The organism is Deltaproteobacteria bacterium (genome assembly GCA_016874755.1).
In the GTDB taxonomy this organism is placed as follows: Bacteria; Desulfobacterota; Binatia; order UBA9968; family UBA9968; genus DP-20.
Window position 1 is genome coordinate 1 of record VGTH01000048.1, and the last position, 23510, is coordinate 23510.

Genomic DNA, 23510 nt, shown 5'->3' on the forward strand with positions numbered 1-23510 from the left:
AAGAAAAAACTCGCCCAATGGGCGAATCCCAATACCCCAAAACTTCCTGAAAACCCTACAGTTTCTGAAACCCGCGTGGGCTTAGAGCGGAGTTATGGCTTTTTGGCCGCTGCGCGCTTCGAGCCATCCTCGACAATCTCGACACGCAGCGCCGGGAAGATCTTTCGAACTGAAAGAACCAGTTCATCGAATGTCGTGACATGACCTGTTCCAACATTGAATACCGTTACAGGCGGCATTGGTACGGTCATGGCCTGCTCCACCGCGCGCCCAACGTCCTTGGCATAGATGCGCTCCAAAGGACTTGTCTGACTGAGATCGATGTTCGCGACGTCGCCGCGCCTGCCACTTGTCAGCAGAGTGTGAGTGATTGCGCCGCTCGCCGCGCCTCCCAGGAAATGCCCCAAACCAAAGACGTGGGCCAGCCGTACCACTAGCAGATCGAAACCATATTGGCGCTGGTAGGCTTCGAGCACCAACTCTTGAACGGCTTTGGAATATCCATAGGGCGTGGTCTCCCCCCTTGGGGAGTCCTCCGCCACCGTGAGAGTCCGCTCGAAGCGACGATCGTAAACACTGAGTGTGCTGACATGTACGACTCGCCTCACTCCGGTAAGTCGAGCGGCCTCGGCAACATTAATTGTTCCCTGAATGTTAACCGTAAACGCCCAGTGCGGATTCGCAGCGACCCGCCCAGCAATAATGGCCGCCGTGTGTAGCACCTTATCGATCTTGTGTTCCTGAATCGTTTGCGTCAAGCAGGGTAAGTCTAGGATATCGCCCCGAACCGACAAATAGTCCACGGCGCCGAGTTTGTCCTTCAAGAACCGTTCTCGGGGCTCGAAATCGAAGAACACCAGACGTTCACCGCGCTGGGCCGCAAATTCCCCGAAGGAAGTGCCGATCAGTCCGCTTCCTGTTATCAGCGTCGTCATAGGGAGTTGAACTCAGTCCACAAGCAGAGGCCGTACATCCGACCGTAGCCTCTTCTCCGGTCCAAGATCAACGCCCTTGCACCCGCACGATGGGTTTCACGACCGTTCGTTCGTTGGAAGGCCATACGGCGCGGACTGGAAACTGACTGGAGCAATTCGGGGGGTGGTGCTTCCTAGCTTGACTTATTCGCCTTCGGCCCAGCCACGCTTGATATAACAAATAGGGTCGCTTTACCTTTGCGTTTCAGACCAGCAGCGACCAGTTACGGCAGCGGTTCGGCTCTGAGGAGTTGCTTAGCTAACCCTCAAGAGACTGTGTCGTATCGCGAAAAAACAAACATTGTCATTCCGCGGTCTTCCGAGGAGTCTCGCCTTTTCAGCCACATGCGAAGGAGAGATTTCTCGCCTCTTGCTTGAAATGACAACTGCGACAAAGTCTCTAGGGGAGAGGGACCTAAAGCTCGTCGGCGCAAAGAGTGCAAAGATGGAACTTAGGTTCTTTGTAATAGCTCGCGCGCTGCTATTTGGTTGTCGTCGCGCTCATAGGCGGCGATGATAGCTTGGACCAAATGGTGGCGCGCGACGTCTTTTTCCGTGAAGTGCACGAAGCTGATGCCGTGCACGCCTTTCAAAATTCTCGCGGCTTCTTTCAAGCCAGAGGGTTTTCCTGCCGGTAGATCGACCTGCGTGGCGTCGCCGGTGATGACCGCCTTCGAGCCATAACCTAACCTCGTTAGAAACATCTTCATTTGCTCTGGTGTGGTGTTCTGCGCTTCGTCGAGAATGACGAACGAGTCATTCAACGTGCGGCCGCGCATGAACGCCAGCGGTGCCACTTCGATGGTGCCGCGCTCGACCATTTTGCGGGCGCGGTCGAAGTCGACCATGTCGTGCAAGGCGTCGTAGAGTGGGCGTAAATACGGATTCACTTTTTCCGCCAAGTCGCCCGGGAGAAATCCTAGTTTCTCGCCGGCCTCTACAGCGGGGCGCGTGAGAATAATTCTTACATAGTTATTCTTCATCAACTCCGCCACCGCCATGGCCATCGCCAAATAAGTTTTACCGGTGCCAGCAGGGCCGATGCCGAAGACGATGTCGTAGCGGCGAATCGCTTCGATGTAGGCTTTCTGTGCGATACTTTTCGGTGTGATCGTGCGCTTGTGCGCAGAGATGTAGATCGTATCGAGAAAAATATCTTGCAGGCGGGCGCGGCTGTCGCCGCTCAAGATTCGGATCGCGTAGTCGACGTCGCTGGCGTAAACCGGATAGCCTTTTTCCAGCAAGTTGTAGAGTTGGCGCAAGATTTGGCTGACAAGCTCGACCTGCGGCGGGTCGCCTTCGACCTCGATGGACGAGCCGCGGGCGCGGATTTTTACGCCTAGGGTGTGCTGCAAGATTTTGATGTGTTGATCGTGCTGCCCCAGTAAATCGCGAAACAGACGGGGATCGTTAAAATCGAGCTGATTGACGCCGATCTCGGTGACGCCTTCGCCAAAAAGTCTTTTCTCGTCTTTCACTCGGTTTCTCCTATGAGCTGGAGGACGATTTCACGGTTGCGCGCGCGGTTATCGAAATCGATCAGAATGACCTGCTGCCATGTGCCGAGCATGGGCCGGCCATTTCGCACCGGGATCGAGACCGACGGGCCAAAGAGCGACGCGCGCAGATGCGAGAAGCCGTTGTCGTCGCCCCAGCGGTCGTCATGATGATATTTTCGATTGGACGGAATCAGCTTTTCGACGAACTCTTTGAGGTCCTGCACGAGGCCGGGCTCGTATTCAATGGTCGTCAGCGCCGCGGTGGAGCCGGTGACAAACAGCGTGATCAGGCCGTTTTGCAGACGGGATTTTTTCAGCGAGTCGCGAACCTTCGCGGTGAGATCGACGATGTCACAGAAGCCGGAAGTATTTTCGGTGATCTTCTCGGTGTGAATCATTGCGCCTGGCGAATTAGCTCCTCGGCTCGCTTTAACGCTTCGTTGAGCTTTGTCGGGTCTTTGCCGCCGGCCTGAGCGAAATCGGGCCGCCCGCCACCGCCGCCGCCGACGATGCGCGCCAGCTCTTTGATGATGTTGCCGGCGTGAAATTTTTTCGTCAGTTCTTTGGAGACAGAGGAAACCAGGCTCACGGTGTCGCCGCTGGCGGCCGCTAGCACGACCACTCCCGCCCCGAGCTTATCTTTCAACTGATCGGAAATGTCGCGCAGCTGTTTGGCGTCGGTGCCTTCCAGCGCGGCGATCAGAACGTTGGCGCCGTTGATCGATTGCTTTTTCGCCAGCAGTTCGGGGATCTGATCTTTTTCCAATTGACCGCGCAGCTTCTCGATTTCGCGCTCCAACTCTTTTTGGCGGTCGAGGAGCCGCTTCACTTTGTCGATGGCGTCGTCGGCGCTACCGCGGACGAGGTTGCCGATTTCCGTCAGGCGCGCTTCGTAGGCGCGGATCAATTCCAGCGCGCCCTCGCCGGTGAAGGCCTCGACGCGGCGCACGCCGGCAGCGACGCCGCCCTCGGAGTGCAACTTGAACAGACCGATCTCGCCGGAGCGGCCGACATGGGTGCCGCCGCACAGCTCGGTGGAGAAGTCGCCGATCTTCACGACGCGCACGCGGTCGCCGTATTTGTCGCCGAAAAAAGCCAGTGCGCCGCGCTTGATCGCTTCGGCGTAGGCCAACTCGTCTATATTAACACCGGCGTCCTCACGAATATGGCTATTGACCTGGTTTTCGATCGCCGCCAGCTTTTCATCCGCGATGGCGCCGGTGTGATTGAAATCGAAACGCAGCCGGTCCGGCGTCACCAGCGAACCGGCCTGGCGCACATGTTGGCCCAACTCGCGGCGCAGCACGGCGTGCAAAATATGGGTGGCCGAATGATTCAGCTTGGTGCGCTGGCGCTGTTTGCGGTCGACCGTGAGTTGAACTTTATCACCGACTTGCACGCGGCCTTTTTTCACACGCCCGCGATGCGCTGTGAGCTGGGGCGTCGGATGGTGGGTATCGATGACCTCGACGAGATCGCCGCGCGCAGTGGCAATTGCGCCGCGGTCGCCGACCTGGCCGCCGGACTCACCGTAGAAAGGGGTCTCGGCGGTTAACAATTCGATCTCGTCGCCCTCGCCGGCCTCCTGAATACCACCGTTGTTTGAATAAATCGCCAACACCTGCGACTCGCCTTCCAAGCGATCGTAGCCGATGAAGCAGACCGGGCGGTCGAGCTGGATCTTGGCTTCCATGCTGACGGTTTCGCGCGCCTCGCGGCCGCGGGCGCGCTGCTCTTCCATCAGTTTTTCAAAGCCGGCTTGATCGACGCTCATGCCTTCGCCGCGCAGAATGTCTTCCGTCAAATCGAGCGGAAAGCCATAGGTGTCGTAGAGGCGGAAGGCGACGTCGCCGGACAGAACGTTTTTCCTGTCGCCCTTGAGCTTGGCGGTCGCGTCGTCGAGCAGCACCAAGCCTTTTTCTAGAGTCTCGCCGAAACGTTCCTCTTCGATGCGAATCACTTCGCCGATGCGCTGCTGCTCGCTACGTAATTCCGGATAGGCATCGCCCATCACTTGAATCACCGTGCCGGCCACTTGATAGAGGAAGGGGTCTTTCAAACCGATCAAGCGGCCGTGGCGCGCGGCACGACGCAAGAGCCGGCGCAAGACGTAGCCGCGGCCTTCGTTGCTCGGCGTGACGCCGTCGGCGATCAAGAAGCTCACGGCGCGGGCATGGTCGTCGATGACGCGATAGGAAATATCGGCAACCGGATCGACCCCATATTTTTTGCCGGTGAGGCGCTCGGTGGTGGCGGTCAACTGGCGCATGGAGTCGATGTCGTAATTGGACAGAACCTTCTGCAGCACGGCGGTGATACGCTCCATGCCCATGCCGGTGTCGACATGTTTCGACGGCAGTTCTTCCAGCTCGCGATTTTCTTTGCGGTTGTATTGAATGAAAACCAGATTCCACAATTCGATATAACGAGCGCAGTCACCGTTGACGCGGCACTCGTGCCCCGCCGGGCCTTGCCAGTCGCAGGCGGCCGGGCCGCGGTCTAGGTGAATCTCGCTGCATGGGCCGCAGGGGCCGGTCTCGCCCATCTCCCAGAAGTTTTCTTTTTCGCCGAAGCGGCTGACGCGTTCCTTGGGCAGACCGCTGATCTTGAACCAAAGCTGCTCGGCAGCGTCGTCGTTTAAGTAAACCGTCGCGTAAAGCTTGTCCTTGGGCAGACCCCATTCGTCGGTCAAGAGTTTCCAGGCCCACTCGATCGCTTCGGCCTTGTAGTAATCGCCGAAGGACCAGTTGCCGAGCATTTCAAAAAACGTGTGGTGATAAGTGTCGCGGCCGACCGCTTCCAAATCGTTGTGCTTGCCGCTGATGCGCAGACATTTTTGCGAGCTGGCGGCGCGCACGTAGGGCAGCCGCTCTTGGCCGAGAAAAACGTTCTTGAACTGCACCATGCCGGCGTTGGTGAAGAGCAGCGTCGGATCTTTCTCCGGCACGAGAGATGAGCTGCGCACCACGGTGTGGCCCTGCTTGACGAAATAGTCGAGAAACGATTTGCGTATTGCTGCGGCAGTGATCATTTATTAATCCGCTTCCAGCGAAAATTTCAGCACTTCGTAAATCACTTGGCTGCTGTAGCCGCGCCGCAGCAAAAACGCGGCGGCGCGCTGCAGCTGTTTGGCATCCTTCAAATCGAGATTGCGGTAATGGCGCGCGATCAGCCGCTTGGCGTTGCGCTTTTCTTCGCCGGCGCTGAAGGCTTCGACGACCGCGTCGCGGATCACTGCCGGCTTGATGCCTTTAGTGCGCAGCTCGTTCTCGATGCGTTTGGGGCCATAGCCGCGCGAGGTGACTTTCGCCGCCGTCCAACTGCGCGCGAAGTTGCCGTCATTCAAATAGTTCAACTCACGCAGCCGCGCGACGCTCCGGTCGATGGCGTGGTCGTCGTAGCCCCTCTGGCGCAGATGGCTACGCAGCTCCGCTTCGCTGCGCGGCCGGTGGCCGAGATAGCGCAGCGCCCGTTGAAAAGCGTCCTGCGCTGGTGGTTGGGAAGGTGAACTCGGCGATCGAGCGGCGATCAAAACGCTTTCCTTACTTGGCCTTTACCTTTTCCTTTTTGTCCGCTGGCGCCGCAGCTTCGGACGTCGACGAGGTTTCCGGCCGCTTGATGCCGAGCTTGTCGAGGGCTTTGTTCATGATATCCACTGCGGTGTCGGGATGGTCTCGGAGAAACTGCTTGGCGGCTTCGCGTCCCTGGCCGATGCGCTCACTGCCATAAGAGTACCACGCGCCGCTCTTTTCGACGATGCCCATTTCGCTGCCCAGGTCGACGATCTCGCCGTCGCGGGAAATGCCGGTGCCGTAGAGAATGTCGAACTCCGCTTCTTTGAACGGCGGTGCCATTTTGTTCTTGACGACTTTGACGCGGGTGCGGCCGCCGATCACGTTGTCGCCATCTTTCAAAGCGCCGGTGCGGCGAATGTCCATTCTCACCGAGGCGTAAAATTTTAACGCATTGCCGCCGGTGGTGGTCTCCGGGTTGCCGAACATGACGCCGATCTTCATGCGAATCTGGTTGATGAAAATAACCACGGTATTCGAGCGCGAAATCGTGCCGGTCAATTTGCGCAGCGCCTGCGACATGAGGCGCGCTTGCAGGCCCATGTGGGCGTCGCCCATCTCGCCCTCGATTTCCGCCTTCGGTACCAGGGCCGCGACCGAGTCGATGACCAACACGTCGATGGCGCCGCTGCGCACCAGGGTCTCGGCGATTTCCAGCGCCTGCTCGCCATGGTCGGGCTGGGAGATCAAAAGATCGTCGGTCTTGACGCCAAGCTTCTTGGCGTAGACCAGGTCGAGGGCATGCTCGGCGTCGATGTACGCCCCCATGCCGCCTTTCTTTTGCGCTTCGGCGACGATGTGCAAAGCCAAGGTCGTCTTACCGGAGGACTCTGGGCCGTAGATTTCGACCACCCGGCCGCACGGGACGCCGCCGATGCCCAAGGCGATATCGAGGCCAAGAGAGCCGGTGGAAATCACGGCCTGGTCTTTGGCTATGCCGCCTTCGCCCAGCTTCATGATCGCGCCCTTGCCGAACTGTCTTTCGATTTGGCTGACAGCGAGGTCGATCGCCTTTTCTCGATTTGCGTCCATCAATGCACTCCTTAAGGTTGCGAGCCGAGCTGTATGACTTTTAACTTACGATACTCGGCGCCCTGCGGCTTTAAGATACTTTGAAACAGAACTATTTCATTCACTTCGGACTGGCCGAAATCTACGCTGCGCCAGTTGGCCAATGCGACCGGTAAATCTTTTGGCGCGCGATCCGATTGGCGCCAACGACCGATGGTCAGGTGGGGTGTGAAGCTTCGTTTCTCAGGCTCAAAGCCGAGCGGCAACAAGCATGCTTGAACCTTAGCGGCCAATGCTACCAGCGCGTCGCTTGCCAGTCCCACCCAAATGATACGCGGCCGTTTTACATCCAGAAATACCCCTAAACCTTTAGCATTAATGGTGCAACGCGGAAAGGGGCGAACGACGGGCGTCAGAGCGGCCACCAGGTCGTCCACTTGGCTCTCCGGGATATCGCCCAAAAATTTCACTGTCAAATGAATATTGCCCGGCGCGACCCAGCGGACGTTGGTGAGACGCGGGCGGAGCCGGTCGATGGCAGCATCAATGTTTTGAATGATAGAGGGGGCGAGCTCGACGGCGATGAAGGCGCGAATCACAACGGCATCGTTCATCCGAGCAAGGTCGTGCGCAGCCAGTTCAATGCCGCTTGGGATGTGCCCTGAATGATGCGCTCGCGGTCGCCGGTGAATTGAAAGGTGCGGGCATCGTGGAAGTTGCCCATCGAGATGCTCATCCACACCGTGCCGACCGGTTTGTCCGGTGTGCCACCGCTGGGGCCGGCGATGCCGGTGACGCTGAGCGCAATGCTGGCGCCGGTTTGCTCGCGGATGCCCTGGGACATTTCCAGCGCGGTTTCGCGGCTGACGGCGCCGTGCTTATCCAGGGTCTCCGGTTGCACGCCTAGGAAGCGCTTTTTAGCGTCGTTGGCATAGGTCACGGCGCCGCCGAAATAGTAGTTTGAGCTACCCGGCACGCTGGTGATGCGATGGCTGATGTAGCCCCCTGTGCAGGATTCCGCCAGGGCAAGCGTCTGGCGGGTTTCCATCAGCAGCTGGCCGACCACTTCTTCGAGCGGGGTGTCACCCTCGGCGTAGATGTAACCGCCCAGCAGATTGAGAATCTGGTCGTGTAGTCGGACAAAATTCAGACCGCGATGTTCGCCGCTGGTTACGGCCAAGCGCAGGGAGAGGTCGGGATAGTGGGCGCGAAACGACAGTTTGGCTTCGTTGCCGAGATTGACCGAGTGGAGCAGATCGTCGAGCTTAGATTCGGTCAAACCGTAAAGCTTGAAGGTACAGGCGAGTGCCTGGTGCTGGGCGGTTTGCTGCTGGCGAATCCATGGCAGGATAGTCTCGGTCATCATGGCGCTCATTTCGCGAGGCACACCCGATAGCCAGACAAGCTGTTTGCCGCCGCCGATATCGACGCGAAAGCCCGGCGCGGTGCCGGCCGGATTGGGAATAATCGTCGACCCTTCCGGGAAGAGTGCCTGCTTAAGATTGTTTTCGGTCCAGTCAATTTTGCGCGAGGCGAAACGTTGTCTAAGCCCGTCGGCGGCGGCGGTGTCCTCTTTCAGTTTGCGGCCGATGAACTGGGCGACAATCTCCGTCGTGAGGTCGTCGGCCGTGGGGCCGAGGCCCCCGGTGCCAATGACTAGGTCGCCCAGGTCGCGCGCCGTGCGCAGCGCCCAGAGCAATCTCTCGCGGTCGTCGCCGACTTTGAGCACAGCAGGCACGCTAATGCCAAGGGCGGCCAGCCGGCTCGCAATGGCGGTCGAATTTGTGTCAACGACGCGGCCCGTCATCAATTCGTCGCCCGTGCTGAGCACCACCACCCGTTCGATCATAGGATTTCCCAATACAGCAACAAACGCAGAGCGACATACGTGTAGATACCGGCCATGACATCGTCCAGGATAATGCCCGTGCCGCCCGGCAGTTTCTCCAAATGGCTTATGGGCACTATCTTAACGATGTCAAAGAAGCGAAACAACAACAACGCTACGATCAAGACCGGAAGGGTCAGCGGTGCCGCGAAGTTAGCGACTAGAAATCCCAGGATCTCGTCGATGACAATCGCGCCGGGGTCTTTGGCTTTGAGAAAATGTGCCCCCCTTGTCGCCAGTGGAATAGCAGCGGCTATGGCGAGCAAGAGCAGGAGTCCAGCAAAGAATGGCGCAGAGCCAGCCAGGTGATTGAGTCCCAGGGAAGGGAGTAAGGCAAGGAGCGTCCCCACCGTACCGGGCATCCAGCGCGCATAGCCAACGCCCGCGCCGGTGACCACGAAAATAGTTAGTTTCCGTTCAAGCTCAACGAGTCGCAAAGGCGGCGATCTTTCTTACGAAGATGGCCGAGGTTCTATAGTGCTAGGGTCGAAAAAGGGAACTAGGATCGCGGCCCCGAGGATAGTTCCACAAGAAAGGTGCGGGTCTGGCTTTCGAATAGCTTGCGCAGGCCGGGTTCGATCTGTTCGTCGGCTGGGAAGTGGACGCCGAGCGGATCGACGTATTGGTTGTCCTTATAAAGTTCGAAGTGCAGATGCGGACCGGTGCTCCGGCCGGTCGAACCGACAAAGCCAATGACCTGGCCTTTTGTAACGGTCGTGCCAACCGTGACTCCGTCGGCGAAACTATCGAGGTGAGCATAACGGCTCATGTAAACGGGGTCGTGCTTGAGGTCGATGGTTTTGCCGTAGCCACCGTTCCATCCTGCCTCGGCAATGACTCCATCGCCGATTGCACGCACGGGCGTGCCACGGGCGGCGGCGAAGTCAACCCCGGTATGCGCCGTATTCACGCGCAGCAAGGGATTGAAGCGGTTGTCGGAAAAATGCGAGGTGATGCTGGCGAACTCCAACGGGAAGCGGAGAAATGAACGGGCCAGGCTCCGTCCCTCCAAATTGAAGTAGTTCCCCTGGCCTTTGGCGCGCTCAAAATAGATAGCGGTGAACTTTTGACCGGCATTGATCAGCTCTGCCGCCATGATACGGAGCGACGCTTTTGCATCTTGGCCTTTGCGGCTACGCTTTTCGTATAGTATCCTAAAACTGTCGCCGCTGCGCACTTCTTTTTCCAGGTCAACATCCCAGGTGAAGATATCGGTTAGTTGGGACAAGAGGGTCGGGTGAATTCCGGCCCTTCTGCCGTCTTCCATGATGGAGGTACTCACCGTTGCACTGGCGGTCTTTAGCTCCACATCAAAAGGCTTCTCGCGCCGTTGGAAGAGGACGCCGCGGATGCCCCGTTCCCAGGTCATCGTGGCCGATTCGTTCAAATCGACTTCCATGGCTTTAAGCTGCCGGTGGTTGGCGCGGGTGAATTGCGGCGAGAAGAAAAGATGGACCTCGCGGCCCGCGGGGATGCGGTGGACCCCGAAGTTCTGCTGAATGGAGCGATTCCAGAACAGCCGTTCGCTCGGGTGCAGGTTGTAGCGGCCGAGCACCTCTATGAGGGTTTCGCTTCCTTGGGTTGTATACAACACTCGCTCGCGGCGCTCGCTCAAGTCGATGGGCGGCAAGTTCGGCTGGCGGAGTAGAGCGGAGCGGGCCTGGACCCTGGTGAGCCGCTTTACGGGAGAGGCGACCGCGGTCGGCGCCGCCGGCTTTGCCTTTGCCGTTGGTGTCGGGGCTTCCTTGCGCAAGGGCTTCTGCTTGGCGGCGTTGCTATCGGCCGGTTTGGCAGCAAACATGGCGCTGATCAGCCACAGCCAAACCAAGCTCAGGAAAAGCTTCGACAACGCCGATTGGCGCCTGATGGCGGCCACGGCGTTTCGCCGAATCTTTTGGTCGATTTGTGACTGCATAGTAAAGAAATCTTACAACCAATAGACCGCTTCACCCCATCTGTCAACCGAAAAATTGAAAAAACACGAATCAATGCGCCCAGTTGGCAACTGAAGCCAGGATTTGTCAGTTGTCGTCGTATACGAGAAGCTTTCTGACGGCAATTTCCAGGAAGAAGAGTAGGAAGGCTAACATGATCAGGGGTTGGCGCACCGGTGTGAAGCTCTTGCTTTCTTGGCTGCGAGCGGCCACATCGGCAGCTTGCGGGTTCATCTTGCCGCCGGTTGCCTCGGCAAGGCGAGTCAAGAGATCGACATTGGCGTCGGCCCGCGGGCGCTCGCTGGCTAGATCGTAAGGCTGGCTATAGCTTAGGGCAGGGTATGCGATTTGGCGCGCGTTACGATTTTCCGTGACATCGATGCGGTATTCTCCCGGCGTAGTGATCGGTAACGCTGCTTGGTAGTGGCCGGTCGCCAGTCGTACCAATACACCTTCCTGCCTACCGCCTTTGCCCGACAGGGTGAAACGAAATTGACTGTCGGCGCTGGCTTCTTCGAAAACCAGAAGGTCTAAGACCGCTTGGCTCGCGAGCAAACTCACCCGCGCCTCATGCTGCGGCACAGGCTCTTCATTGGGCAACGGCCTCAGCCACTCGAACACCCGCTCCCAGAAACTGGTCAAGCCACCCCAAGCTATCCAACCCCGGGTCCAACGGCCTTCCATATCGGTGGTCAGGGCGACAGAGCGGCCCCGACCATAGCGCCAGGAGGCGAGCAGCGGAGCGCGGCGGTCGTCCCGCGGAATCAGCAGATCGAGCTGAGCGCCGGATTTCAGTTCGGTCTCCATGTAACCCAAGACCGCTGGATAGGCTCTGGCACCGAGCGGGCCGAGCAATTCTGAATTGCGGTTTGCCACCGGGTTGAAACTGCCCGGACCGACAGGATCGTCGCGGGTGTTTTCCTGGAGCTGCTGCAAGACGATCTGCGGCAGGCTCGTCGGGTCAAGGGTGTGGTGAAAGGCACCGCCGCCGTATTGGGCGATCCGTTTCATGATCCGAATGTCGGCTTCAGCGCCGATGGCGACGGCGGAAACGGTCACTTTCATCTCGCCTTTCATGACGTTGACCAGGTCGACGAGCTCGCCCTGGCTGCCCCGGGTCTCACCGTCGCTGATGAGGATAATGTGACGCCGACCGACGTTGGCCCGCTCAATCTGCCGTTTGGCCTCTAGGAGGGCGGGATAGAAATAGGTCTGCCCGCCGGGATTCAGCCGGTCGATCTGACCTTCGAAAACCCGGCGCACCCGGCCGACCGTGTCGACCGGGGTGACTACGAAGGCACTGACATCGAAGCCGACGACACCGACCAGGTCATTGTCCTTGAGTTGGCGGACCACCGCTTTGGCGGCTTCGCGGGCATAAAGAATGCGGTTCTCCTCGCGCATGCTGCCCGATTTGTCGATGACTAAAATGACCGCGCGGTTCTTCTCTTCTCGTTTAGGCTCCTTCGGTTCCACCGGCAGCATCGCCTCGATAGGCGTGCGCCGGTAGCTGTTGGGCGAAAAGCTCGCTTCGGAGCCGACCATGAGAAAACCGTTGCCGTCGGCGGTGTGGCGCTCGACGGCGGCCAGGTAGTTGGCCGAGAAGCGGTCGCGCTCGACGTTATTAAAGATAACCGCCTTGTAGCCGGCCGGCGCCGGCGCGCCGTCGGGCGCGCGCGAGGTGACATCGAAGCCGCGGCGCTTGAGAATTTCTTCTAGATAGCGTCCGCCGCCAGCATGACCGTTGATGAGCAGGACCTTAGCTTTATTGCGGATCGTCACCGAGGCGACGGCCTGATTATCTTGCGGAAAGCGATCCGCTTCGCTCGGACGGGCCGTGAAGCTGGCCCGGTAGGAGGCTAACGTCCCCTCCGGCAGGGTCGCCTGGTAGGTAAACATCTGGCTGCCTGGTGCTAGTCTCAACTGCTCGGTCCGAAATGTCTGTCCGTCGCGTGTCAAGGTCAACGTCCCTTCAACCGGGCGGTCATTGTGATTTTCCAAAACTACCTTGAGGTTGAGCGCTTCGGCGGCGTTGCCGAAGCTCGGGGCGATGAGCTTGCTCACCGAGACGTTTTCGATGGCGGCGCGTTGGGCGCGGACCACCGGCAAAATCTTGATGCCTGCGGCGGCCGCTGCCGGTAGGAGCCGCTGCACATCGCCCTGGGTCTCCCAGCCATCGGTAAATAAGTATAAGCTGCGCGGCGCCGCCGGCAGGGCGATCAGGCGGCTCAGCAAATTTTCGAGATTAGTCTTGTCCGGCTGTGCGGCGTTTGCAGTGGCGCTGTCGTTAATGGCTTCGCGCCAATTACCCGCTTCTTTGACATCGCCGCCGAGCAGAAAAACCCGTTCGTTGCTTTTGGGTGCAAAGTCTTTCTCGGCAGTCTCGACCATCCAGCGCCGGGTGCTGGCCGGAATGCTGCGCGAGACGTCAAAGGCGAAGACGCGCTCCTCCCGGGTCGAGCTGCGGCTGACCGACTGCGGGTCGGCCAGGGTCAGCACGACTAAAATCAAAATAATGCTGCGCCACAGCACGACCCAGAAGCGCTGCTGGCGAAAGCGCAGCCAGACGAGCGGCAAGGCGAGCAAGAGCCAAAAGTAAAAGGGCTTGGCGAAAATCAGGTTATCGTAAAATTGTGCAAACATGACGCTAGCGCAGCTTGAGCCGCGGGTTGATAAACCATTCTAGCAATAAAAGCGCGAGCGCCGCGAGCAGCAGATAGGGCCAATAGGAAGAAAGCGCCGGCAAGCGAGCGTTGTCTTGCTCAGCGCCGGCAATGTCGATAACCGCCGGCGAGCGCAGGTCGGATTCGCCGCTATCCTGCAAGTTAACCGCGATCATTTCCTGCTCGCTGCCGCGCGCGACCCGGTAAATGCCCTGGTAGTAGGTCTGGGTAAAGACGGCCTGCTCTCTTCCGGTCAAAGTTTGTTTGCCTTTGGGCGTGACGATGGTTTTGGCATCGCCGCTGGTGCCGAGCGTGAGAGATTCGCCGGTGGCGCGGCCGTCGGCGCCGCCTTCTTTAAAAAACCAGTCGATCAGATTCAAAGTGAAAATCGACATTGGCAGGTTGTCGCGCCCCAAATAAGGGAAGGGATCGAAACCGAGAATCAACTGGCGCGTGCTGGTGCGATCGATCGCCAGGGCGATGGGGCCCTGGGAGATTTCCACCACCGGATTGGCCGGGGTCTTGGGCTTTAACGGGCGCGCATAGGCCGGCCGGAACAGAGCAAAATTGACATAGCGGGTCAATACATGGGGCTCGCGCCAACCGGAGATGGTGGGGCGCGTCACGGAGGATTGTTGCTCCACCAGGCTGTTGGCGTCGGGGGGCAAGATAAGCAGCGCCGGCGTGCGCGGCAGGGTCGCCGGCGCGGCGAAGTGAAAAATTTCCAGCCCGTAGCCGATGCGTGCGGTTTTTTCGTAATCCGCCGGCGCGATGATATCGAGACTCACCCCGGGAATATTGCGCAAGCTGGCGAACTCCTCGGGCCGCGGCGTTACCGCGAGCATACGCAAAGCCGTCGCGGCGTTGCCGGCGGCGAAACGGCGGTTATCGAGCGCCAGCGCGTCGCGATTTTCAATTTCGGCTTCGTAGTAGGCATGGGCCGGCAAACCAGCGATGCTCGCCGAGGCGGTGGCGCCGGCGCCGACCACCAGGTCGCGCTGGCCGACCACTTTGCCGGCGGCGCGCACGACCACTTTGAGGCGCTCTTCTTTGGGCGAAAAATTGCTGACTTCAATATTCGCAGAGGTGCTGGCGTTGGCCAACGCGGTGCGGCGCACGCCGAAGGACGTCAAGGCGAAATTGTTCTTATTATTAGAGGACCCGACGCTGGCCACCCGCACGATGCTGTTTTGGCCGCGCGACGGATGGTCGCTGACCAGGTAGACCCGCTGGTATTTGTTTTCTTGAGCGAGCCGGCCGAGGACAGTCTTATAGTCGATTGGCGGGTCGCCAAGATCGTACGGTTCCAGGGCGGTGATCAGCGCGGCGGCTTCGCTGGGCGCGAGCGGATTGGCGCGCACGCGCTGGAGCCTTGGCGTGGTGAGATAAACGTCAACCTGGCCGTCGTTGGCAACCTCGCCGAGCAACGCCCGCGCTTTGGCCTGGGCCAGGGTGAAGCGGGTGGTTTCGCCTTCGCGCGTCTGCATGCTCGCCGAGTTATCGATGACGATCGCGACATTGCTGGGCAAACTGGTGAACACTGGCTCCGCCAAAGCCAGAATCAGCAGCGTGAGCAGCAGCAGTTGGAGAAAAAACACCGGCGGCAAACGCAAGCGGCCCCAGGGTTTGATGTTGGGAGAGGCCGCCGACTCGCTGATCAACAATAAACTGGAAAACAGCACGCGCCGGGGCTTGCGCCGGATCAAATAGGGCACCAGCAAGAGCGGCAGCGCCAAGAGACCGTAGAGAGCAACTGGGTTGAGAAACTCCATGGCGCTATTTGAAAAGGCCGATCTTGGGCAGGGTCGCTAACACAAAGTCACCCAGGTCTCTGTCAGTAACGTACAGTGAGTAATGAATGCCGCTCTGATGGCAGAAGCTGCGGATCTCCGAGTTATGGTGCGCCAGGCGCTCTTGATAATTTTTGCTGCGCTTACTGTCCCATTGCTGGCGCAGGGTTGCGCCGCTTTCGCTGTCGACCAATTCCAACGTGCCGCTCCCGAAGTTCGGTGCCAGCTCCTGGCGCGACAACACTTGAATCGCGGCGATGTCGAGATTGAATGCGCGCAACAGATTCAGACCGCTTTGATAGGCCGACGGTGGCATTAAGAAATCCGACACTAAGATCGCTTTGCCGGGACGGTGGATGCGCTGCAGGTGCGCCCCCAACGATCCCGCTAAATCCAACGTCCCGCTCGGCGCCGCTTGGCTGGCAAACTGGACGCAATCGGCCATGCGCCGCCGGCCGCGATAGAAGGGCGACGCATGGGCGGCGGAGTTTCCTTGCAGCAGATGCAGCTTAACGTGATCGTGATTGGCCAGGACGACGTAGGAGAGCGCTGCCGCGATGTGGCTGGCGGGGCGAAATTTTTGTGCGACGGAAGGAAAGCTCATCGACGCGCTGGCGTCGATGAAAACATAGGCGAACAGGTCGACTTCTTCGCGGAACACCTTGACGTAAAGCCGATCGCTGCGCGCATAGATACCCCAATCGAGATAACGCAAATCGTCGCCTGGGGCGTAGCGGCGATAGTCGGCAAATTCCAAACTGGTGCCGCGCCGCGGCGAAGAGTAGCTGCCCGGATGGCTGCCGAGAAACTCCTTGCGCGTGCGCAGGCGCAGGGCTTCGAGCTGGGCCAAGAATTTCGTGGTGAAGGGCTCGGGAAGCATGAATGATTAGACGTCCGAGACGGCGTATTGGATCGGATCGCGCAAACCGGCGGCTTGGAAGCCTTTTATGCGCAGCTGACAGCTATCACAGCGGCCGCAGGCGCGCGCGTCAGCTTGCGGGTCGTAGCAGCTCCAGGTGAGAGCGTAGTCGACGCCGAGCGCTGCGCCGGCGCGAATGATCTCGGCTTTGCTCATATGCAAAAGCGGCGCGTGAATGCGCAGCTTAGTTTTTCCCTCGACGCCGGCTTTGGTGGCGAGGTTGGCCATCTTTTCGAAGGCGCGGATATATTCCTCGCGACAATCGGGGTAGCCGCTGTAGTCGAGCTGATTGGCGCCGAAAAAAATATCCTGCGCTTCAACGCGCTCTGCCAGCGCCAGCGCGAACGAGAGAAAAATCGTGTTACGCGCCGGCACGTAGGTTGATGGAATGCCTTGGGAGATTTCCTGGTGCGATCTGTCTTTGGGCACGGCGATCTCATCGGTGAGCGCCGAGCCGCCGATCGCGCGCAGATCGAAGTCGATGACCACGTGATTTTGGATGCCGAAGAAAGCGGTTACTTTATTCGCCGCTTCGAGCTCGCGCACATGACGCTGGCCGTAGCGAAAGCTCAGGGCGTGGAGCGCGAAGCCCTGCTGTTTGGCCATGGCTGCCACCGTGGCTGAGTCAAGGCCGCCGCTCAGTAAGATAACGGCGTCTTTGCCCATCATGAATTAAGATTTGGGAACTTTGGTGCCTTCCATGGGGTAGCGTTTTTGGTACCAGCCGACGATTCCTTCGTCGAGCACTTTCATGTTGCGGTAGCCTTTTTCGTGAAGCATGCCATAGGCCAAACTGGCCAGGTGATGGGGGCAAGCTCAATACAAGACCAGCGGCCGATCTTTGGGCATGCTGGCCAGATAATAGTTGAACTCGCCGATGGGCGCTGAGACCGCGCCCAGGATATGCACTTCGCGAAACTCTTCTGCGCTGCGCACATCGATGATCACCGGTTTCTTGCCGGCTTTGATATCGGCCACTAGCTCGTCGACGGAGATAAACTCCGCCTTGATTTCGTCGGGCAATTTTTGCTGGACGTACTCCGGATACTTTGACGGATCGGCGGCGCTGAACGACGGCGACAACGCACACGCCGCGAGCGCGGCGAACGTCAGGAGAAAGAGATGTAGGCGGCCTGCCATCATCACCGAGTTTCGGTAAATTTGTACTCGCTATTCTGTGCCAGCGTCTCCAGCGCGATGGTGCCGGTCATGCGCTGGCCTTTGATCACCCAGGTCGGATAGCTCTGCACACCGGCGGTCTTGCACGCTTCGGCGACGGGTCCCTTCGGTCCTGCCGGGCTGCACTCCACGTAGGGCAGGCGCTTGGCCGATGCGCCGAACATTTCTTTTTGGTCTTTACAGTGCGGGCACCACGAGGCGCCGTAAAATTTTGCTTCGATCTTGGTCAAATGGTCGGCGAGGCCGCGGATCCAGGGATCTTCGATGGTCGGTGCCTTGCCCCAATAGCCGGCAAAGTGCAGATGCAAAGCAACGATGGCAACGAGCGCGACGCCGGCGGTTTTGCCGAGCCATGGGCCCCAGCTGGAATCGCGCATGCGCTCGGGCTTCTGCATGGTGACAACGACGAAGATCGCCGCCATCAGACCGAGCGAAGCTAAACAATAGGGGCAGGCTGCTCTTAGTTGGAAGAACGAGATGAAAGTCAGATAGAGGCTAAAGAGCAAGCCGAAAAACGCTAGCGCCCAGGAAATCTGCCACTGCGATTGAGTGCGCTTGTTCCAGGCGACGGCGGCGATCAGCGCGTAGGTCAAGAAGCCCCACAGCGACGTCGGTATTCCAAACAATCTGGACCACTCGCTGTTCAACACGACGTCGCAATCGCTGCCAGCGGTGCAAAATGCCACGAGCTTTTCTTGCCACGCCGAGTAGGTGAGATAGGCGCTCAACGCCATGCCGACACAAGCGAGACCGAAGACAAGCCAATTGGGCCCATCCTTCACCGCGTTGACCGCGGGCGCCGATCGGGCGTTGGCGTTTTTGCTTTTGGCTGGTTGAGCCATGGAATCCGCTCCTTAAAATCTCAATCGTTGGTCGCTATCAGGCTGCGAAATCCAGAGTTTAGCGATTAATTTGTGATTTGTGTAGAGGCGAGACGTCGGACAAGCTCGGGTTGGCCTGCGAACTTTGGCGGTGTCGGGTTACTCCTTTACCAGCGCGCGTAGATCTTGTTTCAATCGCAGCAGGGCATCCGGCTCGCGGCTATCGTAGTAGCCACGGATCGTCGCCGTGCTATCAACCAGAACAAAGCGCGGGCTGTGGAGAATAACCGTATCGGTGCCGTCTTGCTTCAACGGCGCCGCGCTCAAGCGAAAGCCGCCTTGAACCAGATTGGATATCTGCTCTTTGTCCCCCGTGAGAAATAGCCAGCGTTCGGCGTCGGCTTTGAAGCGCGCTGCGTAGGCCTGCAGCACCGCCGGTGTGTCCTTGGTCGGATCGACGGAGAAAGAGACCAGTCGGAGGTTGGTCACGTCGGCAAGCTCCGATTGCAGCTTGGCCATCTCTGCGCTTTGCAGCGGACAGGTGTCGGTGCAAGTGGTGTAGATAAAATCGGCGATCCAAACTTTGCCCTGCAGGTTAGCGAGCGCGATTGGCTTGCCGCTGCGCTCGGTGAGGGTGAAGTCGGGTACGACGTTGTGGCGATTCAACCCCTCAAGCGGTTGTTGACCGGGCAGTTGATTCCAGCCGGCGACGCGCTTGGGCGCGAAGTTAAGCCACAGGAGGGTCCCCAGCCCGATCGCTAGCGTCGTCACGAAGAACCCCAATAGTAAGAGGCGCGTTTTAGATAGAGGCATGGCTATGACTCGAAAATATTAGCGGCAAATGCGGGCTTTGTGTAGAGGGCTCGTGGGCAAAGGATAATGGAGTCATTTACCGCTGCGTTGTGCATTGGACGCGGACGGCGGTGGGGGCGCGAGGATTATTCGGCAAGGTGAAAATCCGATATCTTGGCAGCGCTCGTAGAGGGAAAGAGGATCACGGCTCTAAACTATTTCTTGGAGGGGCGATGGCGGATTTCCTGAGCGCAAAGGAAATTTTCGATTGGCAGCCCTACAATCTGCCCGGCAATAGCGCCGCGCAGATGGCGCGGGCGCGCCAGCGCATGATCGACCAGGGGCAATGGCACGACGGCCAAATCCTTGGCCGACGCGGCGCTGTGGGCTGTGTGTCTTTAGAAATCACCCAGCGCTGCAATCTCGATTGCACTTACTGCTATCTCTCGGAGACTTCGGAAGCGCTCAAAGATATTCCGCTTGAGGAAGTGTTTCGCCGCATCGATCTGATTCGCACCCACTATGGCGAAAACACCGACGTGCAAATCTCCGGAGGCGATCCCACAGTGCGCAAGCGCGAAGAACTGGCGGCGATCGTGCGCTACGCGCGCGCAAGCGGGTTGCGGCCGTCGCTATTTACTAACGGCATTCGTGCCTCGCGCGAGTTGCTGTCGCAATTGTGTGACGCCGGGCTGATCGACGTCGCCTTTCACGTCGACCTCACCCAGGAACGCAAAGGCTATACAACCGAAAGGAGTCTCAACGCGGTGCGTAAGGAATATGTCGATCGCGCCCGCGGCTTGCCCTTGTCGGTGTTTTTCAACACCACGGTCTATCCTGGCAATTTTCACGAAGTGCCGGAGTTGGTGCAGTTTTTTGTCGCGCACAGCGACGTGGTTCGGTTGTGCTCCTTCCAGGTCGGAGCAGATACCGGGCGTGGCTTAGAGCGCGAGCGGGTGACCGTCAACCCCTACACAGTCATGCAAGCGATTCAAATGGGTGCTGGATGTGCGCTAAATTTTGGCGCAGTCAGCGCCGGCCACGCGCGCTGCAATCGTGTCGCCTACGGTTTGGTGATCAACGGTAAAGTCTTCGACTTTCTCGCCGACGGCGAATCCGCCGGCAAAGTGATCGCCAATACCGCTCACGTGGTGTTCGATCGGCAAGACAAAGCCAAAACGGTTTGGCGCATGACGCGGGCCATCGCAGCGCGCCCAGACTTGGCGGCGGGCTTCCTTCATCGTGCCGTCTCGTTTGCCTGGAAGGCGGGCGCCGATTTGATCGCCGCCCGCGGCCGCATCGGTAAGCTGACATTTTTTATTCACAATTTCATGGACGCAGACCGGCTCGAGCGGGAGCGCTGCGAGGCCTGTTCGTTTATGGTGATGACGCCCGACGGTCCCATGTCGATGTGCGTGCACAACGCCAAGCGCGATCGCTATCTATTGGTCGCCGCGCAAGTGAAGCGGGGCGACAAGACCGTGTACTGGAATCCTGTCACCGGCCAGACCCAAGAGCACAGGCCAGGGCACCTCGATGTGTCGTTGAGCCGGAAGAACGCCCGCGGGCGGGCGAAAAAATTTGTCGAACCAGTCAGGATTGCCGGCGAAGCCGGCCAATCTCGCGCAAAAAGCGCAGACGCCGCAGAAGATACTCTATGACGAAGATTTTTTTGAGCTGGGGCTTTTTGTTTCTTGTCGGTTGTGCCGCCGTGCCGCGGCCCAGTTTGGTCGAACCCGCGGCTGGCGATCCGCCTTATTCGGCTTGGCAGCGCGTCTTGGAGCGGCACGTTGACAACCAGGGGCGGGTTAACTTCGCCGCGGTGGCGCGTGAGCGCGCGGAGCTCGACCGCTTCGTGGCCTGGGTGTACGACAACGGGCCGAACAATCGGCTGGAAAAATTTCCAACGAAGAATCACGTGTTGGCGTACCACTTGAATGCGTACAACGCGCTGGCGATGCATAAGGTCATTGAGAAGGGCATACCAGAAACTTTGGCGGGGCTGCGCAAAATCGCCTTTTTCTTTTTCGGAAAGGTGCAGGTGGGCGGTGAGCCGATGAGCCTGTACGCCTATGAAAGAGATATCATCCGGCCGTTGGGCGATCCGCGTATCCATGTCGCTTTGAACTGCATGTCGGTGGGCTGCCCGCGGTTGCCGCGCGAGCCGTTTTTGCCCGAGCGCCTCGAGGAGCAGCTCGAGCGCGAAGCCAAACTTTTCTTCAACGAGGCGCGCAACGTGCAGGTGGACGACAGCCAGCGAACCGCGAAATATTCTGAGATCCTCGATTTTTACACGGTCGACTTTCTCCTCAAGGCGCCGTCGTTGACCGCCTACGTCAATCGCTACCGCGACACTCCCGTACCGGAAAATTACGCGGTTGGCTTTGTCCCCTACGATTGGACGATCAACCGGCAGCCGGGAAATTAAATCATCGATCGCGGCTTGAAGTTTTAAAGTCGACCCAGCCGAAGTCGGTCAAGACCACGATGCGCTCGGTGCTGCGGCTCTTTTTTGTTGCACTTTTGGCTGCGTCCGCGCTTGGCAAGTTGCTCGATATGCCGGGCTTCTACGCCATCGTGGGCAGCTATCAAGCATTGCCAGAAGAATGGACTCCTTTCGCGGCGTGGGCGTTGACCCTCGTCGAGCTCGCTTTGGCGCTCTGGTTACTCAGCGAAAAATCGCTGCGCCGAGCGGCGCTGGCGACCTGCGCCATCCATGCATTCTATTTCGTTTGGTTGTCGGTAACGTTGCTGCGGGGATTGGATTTGCCGAACTGCGGATGTTTCGGCGTGTACTGGGCGCGGCCGCTGCGCTGGCACACGCCGCTTGAGGACTTGGTGCTGTTTGTTCTGGCGTTCTTACTCTTGCGCCGAACAGCTGACCGAGAAAATAGTTAGTGCCTTTTTAACGAAATTTCTGCTGACTCAAGGTCGGCTCGTAAAGTAACTGGATGACGACGCCATCCGGGTCGGCGCAGTAGAAAGACGCGCTGCCGTCGCGGTGAATCTTGAAGGGGTGGACGATCTTGACACCGTGGGCGATGAAGTCTTTTTCTAGCTCTTTGACCCGCTCGATGCTCTCGACGACAAAGCCGATGTGATCGAGCTGCCTTTCGGCGGCGTTCTCCGCATAGTCAGCAGTGACCTCATGAATCGCGATGTTGTCGCAGCCAGAGGACAAGTAAACGTTCTGCGGGTCGGGCTCCCAAACGATCTCCATGCCGAATAGTTCCCGATAAAAACGCTTCGAGCGCGCCACGTCCTTTACTTTGAGAGCGACGTGACGCATTCCCTGAATACCGGCGATCTTGGTCATAGGGCGATTATACTGCCGCTCTTGCGTCGAGAAAACATAAGCGGGATAGTTTTTTTCATGAAAGAAGCCCTTTGGTGGCACGCCGACACGGACGGCAAGATTCTGTGCACGCTTTGCCCGCGCTTTTGCCGCCTGGGCGAGGGCCAAGCGGGCTTTTGTTATATTCGCAAGAACGTTGGCGGCAAGCTCTATTCTCTCGGTTACGGCACTGCCACCGGCTTTGCGGTCGATCCCATCGAGAAAAAGCCGCTCAATCATTTCCTGCCTGGCAGTGAGATTCTCAGTTTCGGCACGGCCGGCTGCAACCTCGGTTGCCGCTTTTGTCAGAACTGGAACATCAGCAAGGCCAAGCTCGATGAAGCCGAGAGTCGAGCGGTAACGCCTGAGATTGTCGTTCAGTTGGCGCAGAGAAATCGCGTGCCGAGCATTGCCTTTACTTATAACGATCCAGTCATCTGGGGTGAGTTTGTCATCGACATTTCACGGTTAGCGCGAGAAACCGGCCTGAAGAGCGTCATGGTGACGGCAGGCTACATTACGCCGGAAGCCCGCCCAGACGTGTTTCGCTATGTCGATGCGGCGAACGTCGATCTGAAAGCTTTCACCGAGCGTTTCTACCGTAAGGTAACGTTTTCCCACCTCGATCCGGTGCTCGATACGCTCAAGTGGTTGAAAAACGAAACGGATATTTGGTTTGAGATTACCAATTTGCTGATTCCCGGCGAAAACGACGATGTCGATGAAACCAAACGGTTATGCGATTGGGTGGTGGAGAATCTAGGCGATTCGGTGCCGCTTCACTTCACGGCGTTTCATCCCGACTTCAAACTCACCGACCGGCCGCGCACCCCGGCGGCAACACTGACATGCGCGCGGCGAATTGCCCAAGCGGCGGGCGTTCGTTATAGCTACGTCGGTAATGTCCATGACGACGAAGGACAGACAACCTATTGTCCCTCTTGCCGGCGCGCTTTGATTCGCCGCTTGTGGCACGATCTGCTTGAGTATCACCTCGCCGGCAATCGCTGCCCTTGTGGCGCGGCGATTGCCGGTCGGTTTTCTGTGGATACTGCGGCTCTCGCTCGTTCGGTGCGCAGGCCGCGCCGAGTCTGACCGTAAACGTTCACTGATCTGCCCGTTCGTTTCGCTCCC

At 58.7% G+C, this 23510-nt stretch carries 22 protein-coding genes; 4 read left to right on the plus strand and 18 right to left on the minus strand.

Annotation, left to right across the window (positions count from 1 at the left end):
- Positions 1-92 precede the first annotated feature (92 nt).
- The 17 genes from FJ145_22190 to FJ145_22270 form a co-directional block, all read right to left on the minus strand.
- Complete coding sequence (locus FJ145_22190) at positions 93-935, minus strand: NAD(P)-dependent oxidoreductase (GenBank protein MBM4264119.1); 843 nt, start codon at positions 933-935, stop codon at positions 93-95.
- A 491-nt stretch (positions 936-1426) separates the two neighbouring features.
- Positions 1427-2410, minus strand: a complete 984-nt coding sequence (locus tag FJ145_22195; GenBank protein ID MBM4264120.1) for a PhoH family protein — start codon at positions 2408-2410, stop codon at positions 1427-1429.
- A gap of 38 nt (positions 2411-2448) precedes the next feature.
- A complete protein-coding gene (locus FJ145_22200; GenBank protein ID MBM4264121.1) occupies positions 2449-2871 on the minus strand; it encodes a YjbQ family protein in 423 nt (140 codons plus the stop codon).
- The gene (alaS, locus tag FJ145_22205; GenBank protein MBM4264122.1) at positions 2868-5501 is read right to left on the minus strand and encodes an alanine--tRNA ligase; all 2634 of its coding nucleotides are present in this window, start codon (positions 5499-5501) and stop codon (positions 2868-2870) included. The genes FJ145_22200 and alaS overlap by 4 nt, the downstream gene beginning before the upstream one ends.
- A 6-nt stretch (positions 5502-5507) precedes the next feature.
- Positions 5508-6005, minus strand: a complete 498-nt coding sequence (locus tag FJ145_22210; GenBank protein ID MBM4264123.1) for a regulatory protein RecX — start codon at positions 6003-6005, stop codon at positions 5508-5510.
- Positions 6006-6015: 10 nt separating this feature from the next.
- Entirely contained in the window at positions 6016-7077 is a 1062-nt protein-coding gene (recA, locus tag FJ145_22215) for a recombinase RecA (GenBank protein ID MBM4264124.1), read from the minus strand.
- A gap of 11 nt (positions 7078-7088) precedes the next feature.
- A complete protein-coding gene (gene thpR / locus FJ145_22220) occupies positions 7089-7670 on the minus strand; it encodes an RNA 2',3'-cyclic phosphodiesterase (protein ID MBM4264125.1) in 582 nt (193 codons plus the stop codon).
- Positions 7667-8905 carry a competence/damage-inducible protein A gene (locus FJ145_22225; protein MBM4264126.1) on the minus strand — a complete coding sequence of 413 codons (1239 nt, stop codon included), beginning with the start codon at positions 8903-8905 and terminating at the stop codon, positions 7667-7669. Before FJ145_22225 ends, thpR begins: the two co-directional genes overlap by 4 nt.
- Positions 8902-9342 (minus strand): phosphatidylglycerophosphatase A, encoded by a 441-nt coding sequence (locus FJ145_22230; protein ID MBM4264127.1) that lies wholly within the window; start codon positions 9340-9342, stop codon positions 8902-8904. The genes FJ145_22225 and FJ145_22230 overlap by 4 nt, the downstream gene beginning before the upstream one ends.
- 101 nt (positions 9343-9443) lie before the next feature.
- Positions 9444-10859, minus strand: coding sequence for a hypothetical protein (locus FJ145_22235; protein ID MBM4264128.1), 1416 nt, complete (start codon positions 10857-10859; stop codon positions 9444-9446).
- Positions 10860-10965: 106 nt separating this feature from the next.
- Positions 10966-13521, minus strand: coding sequence for a VWA domain-containing protein (locus FJ145_22240; GenBank protein MBM4264129.1), 2556 nt, complete (start codon positions 13519-13521; stop codon positions 10966-10968).
- Positions 13522-13525: 4 nt separating this feature from the next.
- Positions 13526-15313 carry a hypothetical protein gene (locus FJ145_22245; protein ID MBM4264130.1) on the minus strand — a complete coding sequence of 596 codons (1788 nt, stop codon included), beginning with the start codon at positions 15311-15313 and terminating at the stop codon, positions 13526-13528.
- A gap of 4 nt (positions 15314-15317) precedes the next feature.
- Entirely contained in the window at positions 15318-16211 is an 894-nt protein-coding gene (locus tag FJ145_22250; GenBank protein MBM4264131.1) for a DUF58 domain-containing protein, read from the minus strand.
- A gap of 6 nt (positions 16212-16217) precedes the next feature.
- The gene (gene queC, locus FJ145_22255; protein ID MBM4264132.1) at positions 16218-16916 is read right to left on the minus strand and encodes a 7-cyano-7-deazaguanine synthase QueC; all 699 of its coding nucleotides are present in this window, start codon (positions 16914-16916) and stop codon (positions 16218-16220) included.
- A 150-nt stretch (positions 16917-17066) separates the two neighbouring features.
- Positions 17067-17393, minus strand: coding sequence for a rhodanese-like domain-containing protein (locus tag FJ145_22260; GenBank protein MBM4264133.1), 327 nt, complete (start codon positions 17391-17393; stop codon positions 17067-17069).
- Complete coding sequence (locus tag FJ145_22265) at positions 17393-18271, minus strand: vitamin K epoxide reductase family protein (protein ID MBM4264134.1); 879 nt, start codon at positions 18269-18271, stop codon at positions 17393-17395. The genes FJ145_22260 and FJ145_22265 overlap by 1 nt, the downstream gene beginning before the upstream one ends.
- Positions 18272-18409: 138 nt before the next feature.
- Positions 18410-19063 (minus strand): SCO family protein, encoded by a 654-nt coding sequence (locus FJ145_22270; GenBank protein ID MBM4264135.1) that lies wholly within the window; start codon positions 19061-19063, stop codon positions 18410-18412.
- A 212-nt stretch (positions 19064-19275) separates the two neighbouring features.
- Here FJ145_22270 and FJ145_22275 point away from each other — a divergent pair, with 212 nt between their 5' ends.
- Genes FJ145_22275 through FJ145_22285 form a run of 3 tightly spaced genes read left to right on the plus strand, consistent with a single transcriptional unit; the run spans position 19276 to position 21940 of the window.
- Positions 19276-20703, plus strand: a complete 1428-nt coding sequence (locus FJ145_22275) for a radical SAM protein (GenBank protein MBM4264136.1) — start codon at positions 19276-19278, stop codon at positions 20701-20703.
- Positions 20700-21470, plus strand: a complete 771-nt coding sequence (locus tag FJ145_22280; protein ID MBM4264137.1) for a DUF547 domain-containing protein — start codon at positions 20700-20702, stop codon at positions 21468-21470. Before FJ145_22275 ends, FJ145_22280 begins: the two co-directional genes overlap by 4 nt.
- Before the next feature lie 59 nt (positions 21471-21529).
- Entirely contained in the window at positions 21530-21940 is a 411-nt protein-coding gene (locus FJ145_22285; protein MBM4264138.1) for a DoxX family membrane protein, read from the plus strand.
- Between the two features lie 7 nt (positions 21941-21947).
- On the opposite strand, the gene FJ145_22290 is transcribed toward FJ145_22285, so the two are convergent.
- Entirely contained in the window at positions 21948-22340 is a 393-nt protein-coding gene (locus FJ145_22290) for a VOC family protein (protein MBM4264139.1), read from the minus strand.
- 75 nt (positions 22341-22415) lie between these two features.
- Here FJ145_22290 and amrS point away from each other — a divergent pair, with 75 nt between their 5' ends.
- On the plus strand, positions 22416-23471 hold the full coding sequence (gene amrS / locus FJ145_22295) for an AmmeMemoRadiSam system radical SAM enzyme (GenBank protein ID MBM4264140.1): 1056 nt from the start codon (positions 22416-22418) through the stop codon (positions 23469-23471).
- Positions 23472-23510 lie beyond the last annotated feature (39 nt).